The 16,979-nt window shown below is 33.1% G+C and carries 11 protein-coding genes; 6 read left to right on the top strand and 5 right to left on the bottom strand.

The window, feature by feature from the left end:
* Positions 1–182: 182 nt before the first annotated feature.
* Positions 183–815, top strand: a complete 633-nt coding sequence (locus ABN212_RS04555) for a LexA family protein (protein WP_109371264.1) — start codon at positions 183–185, stop codon at positions 813–815.
* Between the two features lie 637 nt (positions 816–1,452).
* Positions 1,453–2,190, top strand: a complete 738-nt coding sequence (locus ABN212_RS04550; RefSeq protein WP_196573887.1) for an ankyrin repeat domain-containing protein — start codon at positions 1,453–1,455, stop codon at positions 2,188–2,190.
* A gap of 147 nt (positions 2,191–2,337) precedes the next feature.
* Here the strand turns inward: ABN212_RS04550 and ABN212_RS04545 are convergent, their stop codons facing one another.
* The gene (locus ABN212_RS04545; RefSeq protein ID WP_198620892.1) at positions 2,338–2,631 is read right to left on the bottom strand and encodes a helix-turn-helix domain-containing protein; all 294 of its coding nucleotides are present in this window, start codon (positions 2,629–2,631) and stop codon (positions 2,338–2,340) included.
* 775 nt (positions 2,632–3,406) lie between these two features.
* Here ABN212_RS04545 and ABN212_RS04540 point away from each other — a divergent pair.
* The gene (locus ABN212_RS04540) at positions 3,407–4,555 is read left to right on the top strand and encodes a type I restriction endonuclease (RefSeq protein WP_198620891.1); all 1,149 of its coding nucleotides are present in this window, start codon (positions 3,407–3,409) and stop codon (positions 4,553–4,555) included.
* Positions 4,556–4,637: 82 nt separating this feature from the next.
* Here ABN212_RS04540 and ABN212_RS04535 read toward each other — a convergent pair whose 3' ends face one another.
* Positions 4,638–6,053, bottom strand: coding sequence for an NAD(P)/FAD-dependent oxidoreductase (locus ABN212_RS04535; RefSeq protein WP_100160198.1), 1,416 nt, complete (start codon positions 6,051–6,053; stop codon positions 4,638–4,640).
* 1,192 nt (positions 6,054–7,245) lie between these two features.
* On the opposite strand from ABN212_RS04535, the gene ABN212_RS04530 reads away from it, so the two are divergent.
* The gene (locus ABN212_RS04530) at positions 7,246–7,554 is read left to right on the top strand and encodes a helix-turn-helix domain-containing protein (RefSeq protein ID WP_198620889.1); all 309 of its coding nucleotides are present in this window, start codon (positions 7,246–7,248) and stop codon (positions 7,552–7,554) included.
* A 147-nt stretch (positions 7,555–7,701) separates the two neighbouring features.
* Here the strand turns inward: ABN212_RS04530 and ABN212_RS04525 are convergent, their stop codons facing one another.
* Positions 7,702–8,241, bottom strand: coding sequence for a hypothetical protein (locus ABN212_RS04525; protein WP_198620888.1), 540 nt, complete (start codon positions 8,239–8,241; stop codon positions 7,702–7,704).
* Positions 8,242–9,003: 762 nt separating this feature from the next.
* On the opposite strand from ABN212_RS04525, the gene ABN212_RS04520 reads away from it, so the two are divergent.
* The gene (locus tag ABN212_RS04520) at positions 9,004–10,230 is read left to right on the top strand and encodes a tyrosine-type recombinase/integrase (protein ID WP_349442948.1); all 1,227 of its coding nucleotides are present in this window, start codon (positions 9,004–9,006) and stop codon (positions 10,228–10,230) included.
* A 381-nt stretch (positions 10,231–10,611) separates the two neighbouring features.
* On the top strand, positions 10,612–12,168 hold the full coding sequence (locus ABN212_RS04515; RefSeq protein WP_156733893.1) for a methyl-accepting chemotaxis protein: 1,557 nt from the start codon (positions 10,612–10,614) through the stop codon (positions 12,166–12,168).
* Positions 12,169–12,708: 540 nt separating this feature from the next.
* Here the strand turns inward: ABN212_RS04515 and ABN212_RS04510 are convergent.
* The gene (locus ABN212_RS04510) at positions 12,709–14,310 is read right to left on the bottom strand and encodes a hypothetical protein (protein WP_349442947.1); all 1,602 of its coding nucleotides are present in this window, start codon (positions 14,308–14,310) and stop codon (positions 12,709–12,711) included.
* Positions 14,311–14,321: 11 nt separating this feature from the next.
* Positions 14,322–16,979, bottom strand: a 2,658-nt coding sequence (locus tag ABN212_RS04505; RefSeq protein ID WP_349442946.1) for a phage tail tip fiber protein, incomplete at its 5' end; no start/stop codon positions are given.

Genomic DNA, 16,979 nt, shown 5'->3' with positions numbered 1-16,979 from the left:
TTATTAAACTACAAAACTAGTTATATCGATATTTATTAGCCTATAAATGATTCCTTATAAATTATCATTTTTTGATTTACTCTTTTTTAGATAAATTATTTAACAGGTATAACTGTATTAAATAACAGGTTTATCTGTTTGTCAAATACAGTTTTATCTGTATTATTTTAATAGGAGGAAACATGAGTCTTGCAAATAGAGTTAAATCCAGAAGAGATGCCTTGGGGCTTACTCAGACTGAAGCAGCTGAAAAAGCTGGCATCAGACAACAATCATGGGCTTCAATAGAAGATGGTTCAACAAAAAAACCTCGTAATATTATTAGCATTGCAAGAGCTTTAGAGTGTGATGCCGGTTGGTTAATGATGGGTGATAATATTCAACCTGTTCATGATATCAATACGAAAAAATTACCACTAATAAGCTACGTTCAAGCGGGAAACTTAGTACATAGTGTTCCTATTACAGATTGTGATGGTGAATTTGAGTATATTCTGACAGATCAAGAACTCTCACAAAGTGCTTTTGCATTAAAGATAGAAGGAGACTCAATGGAACCTGATTTTAAATCAGGAGATGTAATCATTGTCGATCCTGAGATAAAACCACATCCGGGAGAATTTATTGTTGCGGCTAATAATGAAAGAGAAGCAACATTTAAGAAATATAGACCAACTCGTATTGATGCTAATGGCAATGAACATTTTGAACTTGTGCCATTAAATAGTGATTATCCAACACTTAGCAGTGAAAACACGCCATTAATGATCATTGGTACGATGATTGAGCATCGTATTTATCGTCGTAAACGATAACGATTATTCCCAAAAATAACTCCAATAATAACTAGCTCAATTATTGGGGTTTATCTCAAAAAAACAGTTTTATCTGTTTTTACTCTCTGGAAATTTGACTAAAACTTTATGGATAGAAACCATCCAAGGTTCTATAATAAGATTAATCAAAAATAACTTGATGGTAAAACGACCAAAAACTTTAAATATTAAAAATAATGAATATAATGAGAGCAACATTATCTATCATTTATATAGATTACTAAGTTAATTTTTTGATTAATGACAATTAAACTGCATTAGTAGCTATTTTAAAAGTAACTAATTATTGCAATAAGAGAACAAGATAAAAAATAAAAGATTAATTAAATATAGATTTTTCACTTTTCAATATTTTATCTTTACGTAAAAAAAATACTCATATAAAGAGATAAAAATGCGTATTTTCCATCCTATTTTAATAAAAACAAGTAAAGATACTTATTTATTTTATCAAATAGGAAAAATAGATTACTAAGATTTATCTTTATTGAAAATACGTATTAACAAGACACATCTTACTTACATTCTGTTTCAATTACCAACACTAATAAATATTAATTTTTAATAAACTAATTGTAATAAGTTTTGTTAATTATTTCGATTTTAAGGTGTTTAAATGAATATAAAAATGTTTGTTATTTCATTGGCATTAGTTTCTTTTGGCGCACAAGCATTGATTATTAATGAGAATAATCCATTCGAATATCAATCTTTTAAATCAAATTATTCTGATATGATTGAGTTGGCTAATAAATCACGTTTACCACATAGGATATTCTATACCTCACCAAGTACAGGTAAAAATGCACTATGGTTTGATGCTGTTAAACATGGTGATTTAAATGAAGTCAAAAAGATGCTTGCCAATGGTCAAAATATTGAAGCGAAAGATACTGGAAGTTTAGAGCAAACAGCTCTGGGATGGGCTGCGTTTATTGGTGATGAAGAAATGGTAGATTATCTCATCTCTCAAGGCGCGAGCCTTTGGGCTACGGATAAAGACGATGTTTATAATGTTTTTAAATCAGCCGTATTAGGAAATAATGTCAATGTGGTAAAAAAAATTCACGACCTAATGAGAAGCGATATTGAACTCAATAACCAAAGAGTAGAAAGCGATGGTGAAACATTTATTATGATTGCAGCCAGTAATAATCGTCTTGATACCGTAGAATACCTTATTTCTGAAGGTGCTGATGTTAATCTTGTTACAACAACACAAGATAATTCATTATTTTCTTATAACCACAGCGCATTAAGTTATGCTTGCCAAAATAATCTTAAAGATATGCAGAAACTATTGATTAGAAACGGTGCTATAAATCATATAACAGGTACAACACTCTGCCATTAAATACACAAAAGCCATCCTATAATAAGATGGCTTTTGTGCTATTAGTTATTGAGTTTTGAGAAATAGAATCTTAATTAAAACAACTAGAAAACGACTCAATATATTTATCAGAACTCAATATCAACAAGTAATATACCAATGTGATTTTTAAACGATTTTCTTTTTTCTAAATATAACTATTTCACTTGGTTGAGTTATCGACTGCTTATCCTCAAAAACCATAAAGTCTGTTTTCTTAGCCTCTAAGATAAGACTTTGAGGTGTAACACCAAGTATATAAGAAATAGTAATCAATTGATCTACTGTTATTTTTAAATGTCCATTTTCTAATTGAGAATAATGTAGCATACTTATCCCCAACATTTCAGACATCTCATTTTCTGTTATTTTCAATTGTCTTCTTATCATTTTTATTCTATTCCCAACTTTGGTGTTAATCATCCCTTTACTCTCCTTCTTTCATTAGATGATTACATCGATAAAATACCGAATTATAGTTTGTAAACTATCAATCCATAAACTGAAAATACTTAACTATTAGTTATTAAATAATCGTAATATTACTTATTCTCACGAATTCTGTTAATAAGGTTATTCCGATATTTCAAATTTAAAATAATTTACATTTCTATATGTTATTTTAAACTAAATTAATATTAGAATAACAATTTGGAACTGAGTATCCGAGAATGAATGGTGTTATCATAAAGTTGAATAGAATGGCTTATTTTAATTTGAAATATATTTAAATGACATTGATAACCTATAAAAAATATCTATATATTTAATTAGAATATCATTTTATAAAGAATAATTCTGTATTGTTTTAATATATATAAATAGTATCCTAGGAAAATGAACCCCCCCTGATTGAAATAATCTGAAAAAGACTACTCACTTATAATTTAAGAACAAAATTCATATCTATTTTTAATCTTTTAAAAAATAATTTTAATGGATTTGTTCACTATCAATCTTATTTATTGATAACAAAAATACTAAAAACATATAAATACTTATTTTTTATCAAGAAGTTCACTTACTTACTATAAGTGTGAGCTTATCGATATTGATTATTTTTATTTTATATTAAAATTTATTAAGGAAAGAGTTATCTGACTTCTATTTAGGTGTGTTTTATGCATAGTAACAATTAGAATGTCATTGATATACATAATATTATTTTTTATTCAGCAAATAATTATTAGGATGAATAATGGAAAGTTTTAAATTAAAGCTAAAAAATCACATGGATCATGTCAAAAACGTAGGGCAACATTGCTCGACGGAAGAAACAACTAAGCAAGCACTGATATTACCTTTCTTAGATATCCTTGGTTTTAACCCTTATGACCCTCAAAAAGTTAAGGCTGAATATGGTGCTGATTTCCCTGGTGTTAAAGCAAATGAACGAGTTGATTATGCATTGTTCTGCCAAGATGTTCCGGTAATGTTTATTGAAGCAAAAGGATATTCTGAAAAACTAGATAATCACTGCCCTCAATTATCACGATATTTTAACTCTACACCAGAAGTTACAATATCAGCTATAACTAATGGCTTAGAATGGCGCTTTTTTACCGATTTAAAACAAAAAAATGTAATGGATCCAACACCTTTCTTAAGAATAAGAATGGATGAAGTCAGCGATTCAGATGCAAGCCAATTATTCAGGTTCAGACATGATAAATTTAAACCAGAAGCATTAAGAACCTTGGCTGAAGAAAGTGTATATTTATCTGCTTTTACTAAAACTATTAGTTCAAGCTTACGTGACGTAGATAATGAATTTGTCAGATATGTAGCTAGTCGATCAAACATTGAGAGACAATTAAATCAAAGGTTCATCGACTCTATAACACCACTTGTAAAACTAGCTGTCGAACGTTCTGTTAGTGCAATGGTTGTATCTGGTCTATCAAATAAAGCCATGACAATAGACGATCCCACTGAAATAAAAGAAAATAACGATAGTAATCAGAAAAATACTGAATTTGTAAATATTGTAGATCCCAACAACCCTAATATTATAACAACAAAAAACGAATTAACATTATTTGAAAAAATTAAGCTTATCGTAGGATCTGAGGAGATCCAATACAAGGATACAGAATCTTACTTTGGTATATTATATCAAGGAAAATCCAATAGATGGATTGTTAGATTTTATGATAAAAATAACCCTTATATTATTGTCCCTATTGAAATTACAAATGTTTTAGCTAATGAAGTGTCTAGAGCTGGACTATCACTAGTTAATAACAGAATAAATATTAATGATCCAGAAGATATATTAAGAATAACAGGGATCATTTTAGATTCATTTGAATATGTCAAAAATGATGATAATTTCAGGAAGAAATAACTAGTAAAAAAACTCAAATTTAAAAAGCCCCCCAATAATTGTATAACTAATTACTGGGGGGCTTTTTATGAATAACACAAAATTAGAATCTGTAAAGACTAAATGGTTTTGGATCTAAAACTGGTTTTTTGCCCAGTAATAAATCAGCGGTTAATTCTGCTGATACAGGGCTCTCTGTCATACCCCAGCCAGTTGCAGTATTAATGACTAAGCCTGGATACTCTTTAACTTCTGAGATAATTGGGTTTTCATCTGGTGCGATAGCCATTGCACCACTCCATTGATCAATTAATTTCGATTCTTTAAAGGCAGGGAATTCTGCTTTTAATTTTTCTAATGAAGCATTTAACTCAGGTAAATCTGGTAATGCAGTCATATTTCTGAATTGCTCAAACGGAGAAACTTCATCTAAGTTCCAATGCGTTGATTGCATAAATGAATTGATTAATTGTTCATTTAAAGAAATATGCACTGGGAAATCAGGTAATGCTAATAATGGCAGATATTTATAGCCATAAGTGAAGGATTCTTTCACTACTGGCGCCACAATAACACGAGGAGAAGTTGCATAAGTACCATCAGCTTGTTCACGGAAGAAAATACCACCTGGTAAAGCGACGTTGCCACCCGGTGCCGTTGGTGAACCACTGATTAGCTGTTGAGACTGATAAGCAGGCAGTGTTGGAACATCAACATTAAGATTTTGCATAAATAGGCGTGACCAAACACCACCAGCAACAACAACTTGAGAAGTTTTGATTGCACCTTTCTCTGTTACAACGTCAGAAATTACACCAGCTTGTGTTTCTAAGCCACGAGCCGCGCATTGAGTGTAAATTCTAACACCCATTTTTTTAGCGTATTCAGCCATAACGAAGGTTGCAACTTCTGGATCGAAGCTACCAGAATCTTCTTCAAAGCCAGCAATTTTCCAATCTGTTGTCGCGCCACGAAGACGTTGATTTAATTCAGCACCTTCAATAATTCTGGTTTTAAATGGAATATCTGAGCCAACATTTTTACTTCTTTCATCAATCCATTTTCTTACGTTAACTAAATCTTCTTCATCAAGAGGAACTTCAACGCGGCCTTGTGTACGATAAGTAGTATCAATACCTACTTTCGCATTCATTTCACGCCAGCGATGTTTGCCCAAATGGTGTAATAAGAACGTTTCATCTGGCATTTTATAGCTAATTGCCTGACCATAGAATCTCGAAGATTGCTCACCCGCGATATTACCTTTCTCAACAATGACAACAGATAAACCACGTTCTACAAGGTTAATTGCTGTCATAATACCAAGGATACCAGCACCAATAACAACAACATCAGCTTGTTTTGGTAAAGCACCTTCAGTACCTTCAACAAAGCCATGTCTTGGCGTACCCGGAACAAAGCGCCCTTCGCGAGTTAACATTGGTGTCAAAATACCCGCACCAGCAGCGACAGCCACCACTGTTCCACCAATGATAAATTTTCTTCTAGATATCGCCATTTTACACGTTCCTTTTACTCAATGAATTATTAGCATTAAAACAATCACGCTATCTTATTTCATTTGTAAAGTATTAGTAAAGTATTTGTAAATCTTTTCGTCTGTTTTTTTCTTAAAAATCCGTACTATTTAATTTACTTATGCAAAGAAGGGGATTAATCATCATTTTGTTTTTTATCGATTATTTAAGTACATCGAGTAAAATGAAAGCATATTCAGCTAGTTATTTTTTTGGTTTTTTTGTCAAAATATAAAATTTTTCACTATTAAAGATCCACTGCCTATTTGTTAAATATGGGTTTATGACACATTCAAATTGCAAATAAAATAATTTGATTAACAAATAATCCACAAGATCACTAATATTACTAAGTTAATAAATTGAGCACATAAAAAGGGGATAGTGATAAGAAATATAACGATGGATTGGTTATTTGATGTTGATTCAGAGGAAAATAAGGTAGTAGTTAAAATGGTTACACTTAAGATTATATTTATCTCTATATAACCAAATTTTAAGTGTTCATTTTTACACCAATACCAAAATAAATCTTTTTTTGATTGCTTTTATAAAAATAGTATTATTTTTTCTTTATAAATCAACATTGTTACAATTTGAAATAAAATACATATTTTTGGTGTCGGTAAAACAGAAACCGTTATTCAAATTAAAAATAATCATTTGATATTCTAGGTACTGATTTAATCACAGATAAAGGTGTTGCAACAGCCTTATTACGTCAACATGGTATAAAGGTGTTCTCTGAAAATCAATTAGAGGAATTAATTGGTTGGGTAGAAAATTGGGATAAAGAAAATACTATTTTATGATAAAAATCTGAATAATTAATAGTTTAACTAAGTAACAATTTGAATAATATTAACTTATTTTCATCCAATACAAATCATCACCCATAGTTTCACACAGGTTCCTCAAAATGGAGCCTTCCATTCTTACCAACCTCCTATTAACTCATATTATTCTTAATTAACACTCCTATTTCGTCATTAACAAACAAAAATACTGTTAAAGACTAATGTAATTTATCTAATTATTTGATTTTGGTAAAACGGTTTAAATCTTTTAATAAATAAAAACTGATAGATACCAACTATCAATAATCTATTTTTGATCGCCCATATCGATCTCTAAGTGTTTTTACGGTAATCTCTTTTAAAAAGAGGGGTTGATATGAGTTCAATTAATATTGTTGTAGGTCAGCGAATTAAACAAAAAAGAAAGCAATTAAAAATAACAGGTATCGAGATGGGGAGAAGGCTTGGTATCAGTCAGCAACACTATTCACGTTTGGAAAATGGGCATCTGAAAATAACCGTCGATCAGCTTATTGCTATTGCTTTAATATTAGGAATATCGCCACAAAGTTTGTTGGTTTCACCCGAAATAATGTCACCCATGCTAAGTGCTTGGGCTGAAACAACTTTATCATCAAATGAGATTGTTGTATTACGAAATAAGAAGCGCCGCAATCTTAGATAAAGATACAGTAATATTGTTTAGCGCTATCTGATTTAATATTTTAATTACTTCAGTTAAAGCACATCGAAAATTTTCATCTTTTTTATTTAAGTAAAAAACCATCTATTTATAAAATCAATCGCTTGATTTTTTTGTTAAAATAAAAGATTAATTGTTAATTTCTTTAACGATTGAATATTTTAATAGAATTTCTGGAGCATTAGATAATTTGCGATTAGATCCTTCCATTAAATAAGCCGCTATTTCTTCTGATGATAAATCATCAACTTCTTCAAGATTAAAATACTCATCAGGCCAATAAATAAGATCTGAAGAAAAGGCTTTAAAGTTTATCTCGAGTAAATTTATTGCATAAGATTGTTCAGATTCACTGCCTTCAGCTAAACATATGAAATCAACAATACTAATCAACTCGTTATAAGTCAGATCATCTAAATACTTCACCTGGTTAAAAGCTATTTTTGTAAACTCTTTTGCACTTGTCCACGAATTGTAGTCACGAAAATCTGAAAATTCACAAGGTGTTACTACTTGTGCATTCCATTTTATTATCATGGTGTTAAGTTCGGGATCATTTTCAGTTGCACCATTATCGATTTTAACAGTTATCTTTAGTAGTAAATCGATCAATTCATTGAGTTTAGTTTTGCTGACTTTTTTTGGTTTTAATCGGTTAGGTAAAGGCATTTTTTATTCCATTTATATTATTTGCATTAAATCTGTATATTTTAATCTTTTTATTTAAAAGTCATTATAACGCATTAATTTATTTAATAAATAACCAAATGGATTATTGAATCATGACTAATACTTAGAAAAAATAATATAATAAATTATTTATTTTATATTCTGATTTTAAAATTAGCTATTAACATTTTATTTTAATAATTACTTAATCATATCATCAAGAATATTAATGACATTATTTCTCAAATTCGCCCTCTAATTTTATCTACTGTAATAACTATATTTAATACATCAATATTTAAATCCATAACGGAGTTCAATTTGAAGTAATAACACAAAAAAAGTAGAGAGGGTTAGAAAAAAAGTAAAACAGATGAAAGTGCTTAGTGGAAAGATTACCAAGAAAATCTGCGAGTATTTATAGGGTGATTTATTTATGCCTAACTGAACATGTGAGACAAATAGACAGCATTTTCGGAGCTAGCGTCCCAAATACGTCCCACTTAAGAAAAGTAGAGAATTTAAAATGAATGTAAGCGTTTGATTTAAAATGGTACGCCCTACAGGATTCGAACCTGTGACCTACGGCTTAGAAGGGCGTTACACACTGATTTCATTGGGTTTTATATAATTTCAGAAGATTTCATCTTTTTGATTTATAAGGCTTTATATACCTTGCATGATTTCATCTAGTTTCATATCATTTCTTCGTTACTTGACCCGTTACTTGACCTGCAAACAACCTGTAAATGGAAATTAGTTATGGCTAGCGTATTACTGACTGATAGTAAAATACGAGGACTGAAACCAAAGAAATCTGCGTATTATACTTGGCAAGCATCAGCGACTAGAGGCACTGGACGCCTTGGTGTAAAAACATATCCATCTGGAAGAAAAGTTTTCGTCTACCGCTACTTCAAAGATGGGAAAGAGAAATTTATATCGCTTGGTGATTACCCCAATTTATCACTCGCTGATGCAGCAGTAAAATCATTAGCTGCAGCTACAGAATCATCATCCCCTGAGAAGATTAAATACGAACACGCCACAGTAAAACAGCTCTTTGATGATTACATTGAAGATCAGAAACGACAAGGCAAGCGCTCATATGATAAAACTCAAAACAGACTAAATCAGGTTCTAGGTAGTAAACACATTGATGCGTCTATGCCTGCAAAAGATGTGACTCCAGATCATATAAAAAGAATACTTTCTGAGTTTATCTCCCGAGGTGCTTTAGCTGGCTCAAACAAGGTAAGAGCAAACCTACATGCGGTATTCAATTTCGGTTTATTTGCCGATAATGATCCAGCAAAAATAAACGAGCGCGTTATTTATGGGTTGGAGCGAAATCCTGTCACTGTGGTTCCTAGACAAAAAGGTGCAGATAAAGCGTTAGATAGGTTTTTATCATGGGATGAGTTGAAGCTATTATTAGAACTATTCAATAAGCCCACCATAGAATGCCCTATTAACTCAGATTATGCGCGTCTATTTCTATTTTGCGTTTATTCCGCAGGACAAAGGCCATGGGAAATTCTGGCTAATACTCGCGACAATTGGGATAAAAAGAACAACACATTAACAGTTCCTCCTCACATTTCAAAAACAGGCGATTATCATGTGATCCCTTTGGTTCAGCCTGCCATTAATATTCTGAATATCCAAGAACTATTATATCCAACATCTAATTATATTTTCCCTGCTGAAACTAAAGAAGGGCACCTGTTAACATCTGAATACGCTAAACAATTAAATAAATTTTGTAAGAAAAATGAATTTGAGAAATTTACGCCTAGAGATGTGAGAAGAACATTCAAAACATTAGCTGGAGAAATGGGAATAAGTTCTGAGTTAAGGGATATGGTACAAAACCACAAAAGACCAGGCGTTTCTCAAAAGCACTATGACCGATATGATTATTTAAGAGAAAAACGGGAAACACTTGATACATGGTGTGAAAAGCTATTATCGCTAAAAAAAGAGTAATATATTATCCATATACAAAACTTGAGTAATAGAAAAGTATTAATTAGATTTAAAAACAATTCTACTAATTAGTTAAAAATTAGATAACGATATTCTTAATTTTTATATCTAGATAATGAGCATATATAATAGACGTTACTAATTATAAAGAATTTTTCATCTTAGATGATGAGTTAATAAAATATTTTATACGCATATAGGTAACTACTCGATTTAAATAGAAAAATAAGAAACAATAATACAAAAGTGTTAAAAAACTTATTGATTTTATTTCATTATAAAAATCAAAATGTTATAATTTTATTGAGTATTAAAATTAAAGGTTATTTGAGATAAGCCGTTATAATTGTATCATCATGAAATTATAACAGGGTAATCAAAATGTTAAATAATTTAAATATTACTAAGAGTATTATTTTTGCCTTAACTATATTCTGTGCATTACAACTAATCACAGCTGGTTTTTCTTATTCCATTATAAATAAAGATCTCCATAACTTTCAAAATTTTGAAAACTTAAATAAACAACAACAAAAATTAAGTGACAGTGTTAATGCCCTAATAAAAACACGTTTAACTATAGCAAGAGTTGCTATTAGGTATCTCAAAAGTCAACAAGACTCAAATCATATAATAGATATCAATGATATGTTAGGCGTTGCTCGTACCACATTAAATGAAGCTGAATCTCATTATATATCTTGGTTACAATCTTCTGATATTAATAAAAAACAAACAGAATTGATCGATAACATCAAAAAAACGTGGAAAAATATGTATGAGACGATGAATTTATCTATTGAATATCTAAGCTCAAATGACTACCAATCATATAGTAATTTAGAAGCACAACAAATACAAAATGAAATGGAGGTAGCATTTAATAACTGGAGAGATGAAAATAATCTTTTACAAGAAATTGCTGAAGATGAAAATCATAAAAGCTTCATTCAAATGCAATGGATTCTTGGTGTAATTACTATCGTTATTATTACAGTCCTAATAATTGTTTGGTTTGGCTTACAACACCTCTTATTAAAGCCTTTAAAATCTATTATGTATCATATTCATAATATAGCGAATGGAGATCTTACTAATAATATAACTATTTCGGGCCGTAATGAGATGGGACAACTAGCTACTAGCTTACACGAAATGCAAGCATCATTAGTAAACACTGTAAATGCAGTACATGCTAATACTAGCGCGGTTCATTTCAGTATAGATGAAATAACTAAAGGAAGCACCGATCTGGCATCTCGTACCGAACAACAGGCTGCCTCATTAGAAGAAACAGCAGCAAGCATGGAAGAGTTAACGACAACAGTAAAACAAAACTCCCAAAATGCAAAAGAAGCCACGAGATTGGCTGAAAGCACTACCGATATCGCGACAAAAGGGGGTCATATAATGAATAAAATCATTAATACAATGACGGAAATAACTCATAGTTCACAACAAATCTCACAAATAACAAATGTAATAAATAGCATTGCATTTCAAACCAATATTCTGGCACTTAATGCAGCGGTTGAAGCAGCTAGAGCAGGAGAACAAGGACGCGGTTTTGCTGTTGTGGCAGATGAAGTACGTAATTTAGCTAGTCGCAGTGCCCAAGCATCAAAAGAAATTAAGGTTCTGGTAGAAAACTCAGAAAATAAAGTAAACACTGGTTCTAATTTAATTAATGAAGCCGGAGAGACAATTGATGAAATTATAAGTGCTATCACTAATGTATGTCATCTTATAAATGAAATCTCCTCTGCTTCTGATGAGCAAAGCCAAGGTATTGAGCAAATAAGTGTAGCCATCACCCAAATAGACCAAGTTACTCATCAAAATGCAACGCTTGTACAAAAATCAACAACTGAGGCACTAGAGTTAAAAACGCAATCAGAACAATTGCAATATGCTGTAGAAAAATTTAAATTAAACTAAATATAATAAATTTAACGTATAAAATGTTATTTTAAGCAAACGGGTAATTAAATAAACTAGCCTGTTTGCTTTTAGTCATCTACTAAGAAAAAACAAAAAATCTAATAATTAACACTTGAAAAATAAGAATTAAATAGAATAGTATATTTCTTTACAGTTATAAAACAAAAAGCATATGAAGTATTATTTATTATTACTAACATCATTATTTTTAATTGGATGTCAAGAACGAGTTATTTATTCAGAATTATCCCCCCAAGAAAAAATTCAATACCAAAATATACATGATAGGAATGCAAATGTATTGAAAAAATGTCAAAGAATTCTAAACAAATCGGAACGTATCGATTGTTTTTTTGATAGTAATTATGAAGACTTTGATAGAATTTATTGATAATAAAAAAATCCCACTCTTGGAGTGGGAAAGGTAAGGCAATTTATTAATGATATTTACATGAATAATCTTACTATTAAAGTATAAAAAAAATGAACAATAATGCAATAGTGAAAATATGAAATTCATTACATTATAATGTCCCACTATAGTAGTGCATCATTTTCACCTAACCCGAATTGTGCTTTCATCTCCTCTTCTTTTTGCCTGTGTTCCTCTTCCACTTTCTGCGCTTCTTCCATATCACGCATTCTCACGTTATAGATTGATTGCTCTGGCATCTGCACACGAACAGAGATAAAACGACCATCAGGAATATCAATTGGGTCGCCGTCGCTGTAACCGTCAATATCATTACGGGCGAACTCTGGCGCGTTAGGGTGAGTACGGTGATACGTTTTAACGAGAATAGAGCCGTCTTTGTTAATTTTAGAGTTAACCCAAATAAGAGACTGTTTATTTACATCGAGTGGAATTTCAATACCGCCGTCAACACCCCCCCAGCCTGCGTCAGAATTAAAACCCAGCACACCCTCGATAAGATATTCACCCTGCGCTACTCGAGTAACCGTAGCACCTTCGGATTCGTCGTTGGTTGTGAATGTGCCATCGGGGTTGATGTCGATGATTGGAGAGGCGCGTTTAATAAAACCATTACTATCTACCGTTGTATTATTTGAGCCCCACAAAGTTCGCCATGGCGTTTCTGTATCAACAACGTTATTTGATAGACTAAATCTAGCGAGTAAATTACCTGATGTATCCATAAATAACATTGCACGGCGGTTTCCGCTATATGTAGATTGCCAGCCAGCGCCATTACTTGGAAATCCTGGTACCCCTGCTGATGGGGAACCATAAAAACAAGATATCTTTTGAGGCATACTTTCTCCCACCCCACCTAAGCCATAATCCCCAACAAGAGACATAGTCCCGCTACGTTTAGGAACTCTAATAACAGCCTCATTTGACCCTGAGTTTGTTCTATGTACAAAATTAAAAATGTTTCCAGATGAATCTGGATCTGTTTCTATGAGGGCAAAGTTACCACTTTTTTTAACAAGTCTTAAACCGCAATAGTCATTACTTGCGTATACCTGAGCTGAGTTATTATAAGTTGATAATAAAGTTCCTCCGTTTGTTTCAGGGAATTTGAATATAGCGTTCGACTTTCCTAATCTTTTAACGTAAATATCTGGCTCACCTCTAGATAAAGAGAGCCACGCTGAGTTATCGCCAGCACCACCAGTGCCGCTAGATACTCCGACAGCAGTGGCCAAATGCAATTCACCCTCAACGCGCTGAATGCCACCTTTCTTAATATCTAGCTTATTTTGTATGTCCCCCTGCATCTTCTTAATGCTATCGAGCGTGACAACTTCACCGTTTGGCATTTCAATTTTTGTCTGCCCAGTCTGAGTCATCCATGTGTTCATTGCATCAAGGAAATACGCAACATAACTATTAATAGCGACCATTGTTCTTGCTGCATCACTATTATTATCTGGCTCAGTAATATGAATTGAGAATGTGGTGTTAGTTGCTGTGGCTAATGCAGGTTGCGCTAATACTAATTCAGTGTCAGAATTAACGGATTTAATCATATACGGAATATTCGTGTTTCCCGATTTAATTAAAATAGTCATTCCGATATTAATGGCGGGATTATTATTTTTAAATTTAGTGCCAGTTCCGCGGACAATAGCAGACCCTGACACTGTGTTAACAGTGCCTGTTGTGTATATCATGATTTATTTCCTTATTGCTTGCAGGCTAATAGTGTTATTTTGAAATATCTATCTTCGCTGTCATATCTAAATACACCCGGTGTATTCGCTTTTAACGTTGTTGATGGTGAATTCCAATAAGTAAATCCTTCATAACTTCCACCATTTTTAATTTCAAAGAACTTATCATCGTTTAACCACAATCGGCACCACTTACTATTATGAGTCGTCGCTATGGTAACTACTTGAATAACACGGTCAAAAGATTGTGCTGGTATCGTAATTGTTTCTCCATTACCAATAGAATAAAACTTAACTATGTCACCTTCGATATTCTCTACTTTTAAAGTCCCTTTTATTTCACAGTTTTTTTCAATTATAACATTTTCTAATTTCCCAGAAGTTGCCTCTATTTCTCCTCTCGCTTTTATATTCTGAAATTCAGCAAACCCATTTTTATTAATTATCCAGCTCGGTCTACCATTTAAATAATTATTAGATTGAATAACATTCCCTATTTTTGCATTTGTAATCGAGCCATCTTCAATAAATAAATCTCGAACGAAGAACTGCCCATTTTTGGCATACATGAATAATTCCATCTTTCCATTTGCAGGGTTATACCAAGCAAAGTTATTCGCGTTGTAACCAAAGAATGATTCGAGCTTTCCATTCTTAACTTGAGCACTAATCACTTGCCCTGCTGCGTTATAACTAACGCCATCATGTTTGATAGTAATATTTATTGAGTGCGCGACAACGCCATCACCAGCCTGATTGAAGGTAGCTTGCATTTTCTCCTGTATCATTCCCTCCTGTTCATCAAGCTTAGCTTGAACTTGTGTTTTGTTTTCAGCAAACGCCTTGTTTGTGTTAGAGATGGCAGTAGAGTTTGAAACGATATCGGCTTGAGCCTTATCCATTTCCGTACGAATTTCAGTAAATCGCTGGCCAAAAGTCTCATCAAGCTTGGTAATTGACGTTTGAGTTTCTTTAATTGCAGACGTGTTATCACCAACAGCGGAGTAAATTTCTTTGACTTCCTGCGCCCAGGCTTCGTTATCCGTTGCACGAACTTGCCATAGCTCGCGAATACCCGCTTGTGACTGACCGTGTTTCATTAACATACTGCGTGATAGTTGAGAATCAGCGTTACTAAGAAGAAGCGCCGTCTCAGCATTCCAATCCAAGCGTTCACTAAGTTGCTGACCGGCTTCATATGACATGAAGTGCCCATCAAGCTCTGGCAATATCGTACCTACATCAAACTCCGATTCTCCCCGAATAAATTCAGTCCATTCAGATTGATTACCGGTTTTATCCACCAGCCTTGCTCTAAAATAAAATGCCACGCCTGCTGACAAACCTGCCATTTCATACGTTTTAGATGGATATGGGACATCAGATAACAGCATCAGACCTTCACCATCATTCGTCTTGCTGTACTGGATTTCAGTTTTTAACGTATCACTGGTGTTTTCACCAAATCCCCAGTCTAGCTTAACGCCAAAGACTAATGGCGACGTTCTAAAGTTAATCGGTTTTGGTGGGTTACCCATTTTGCCTGTTAACGTTTTTTCTTCAGAATATCCCCACCCGCTTGAGATCTCAGAGGCATTAATGGCTCGAACGCGGACTAAATATCGACCAGAATAAACATTAGGAACCTCAATAGAGTTAATGGAGCTACGAGGCATATTGACCCAATTGCCTTCGTTTCTACGCCATTGCGCTTCATAAGAGATTGCGTTTTCAACTTGTGGCCACTGTGCTCGCATTGTTTCAAAGCTAACGCCTTGACTGACCATTGAGTAAGAATCAATGATAATGTTTTTCGGAGCTTGCTGATTATTAGGAGGAATAACGCTAATGGGCCTTTCATCAATCAATGCGCCAGAATCAACATGTTCATATTTATTGGGATCATGCTGAATGGCGGTAATAGTAAATTGATTAGATTCATTTTCTGTAACACTGACAACCCGATATTGTTGCGCATACAGCTCTTCTGATTCGACAACCCACACACATTCTGTCTCTGGTGTCTCACTGTACTCCGTTGTAACCGTGATCACCTTCCCTGATACTGTTTGTATCGTTCTTGCTTGCGATTGCCCTGAAGGAAGATTGAGAATTAAGCGATCACCACTCACAGCACTTGAAACACGATCTAACGTGATATTTCTGCCATCAATGGCACTTACTCGACCGCCAGTGACTTTTCCTGACAACAACTCATCAGCAACAGCGATAATGTAACCAGGTTGCGGAATGTTCCCATCTAACCCGACAGAAAATGTCACCATTCTGTCTTTATTGTTTGTCAGTATTCCCCAGCGCCCTTTTCTGTTTGCCTCACTTTGTCGGGTGCAACCAATTGCGGTAACTTCTAATTGATTAAACCCAAACCGAGAAACTAAATCAGGTTCAAACACTGGCTCCATTGCATCAGCATATCCATTTTGCGGATCTGAATACGAAACCAATGCCGTGGAATACTTTTCTTTACTGCTACTGCTTGAATAAATAAATTTGCCATCAATCACATTAGCTCGGGTATAGCTATAATCTATATCACGAGGCATATCCGCTAATGTCACAATCTGACCGCCACCCCAATAGGTCATTCCTCGAAAGATGGCTGCAAAGTCACGTAACACGTTATACGCTTCATTTCTATCTTGCACATA

Source organism: Proteus genomosp. 6, from assembly GCF_040139785.1.
In the GTDB taxonomy this organism is placed as follows: Bacteria; Pseudomonadota; Gammaproteobacteria; order Enterobacterales; family Enterobacteriaceae; genus Proteus.
Note: the sequence above shows the minus strand (reverse complement) of the source record. Positions and strands in the feature narration are given on the sequence as shown.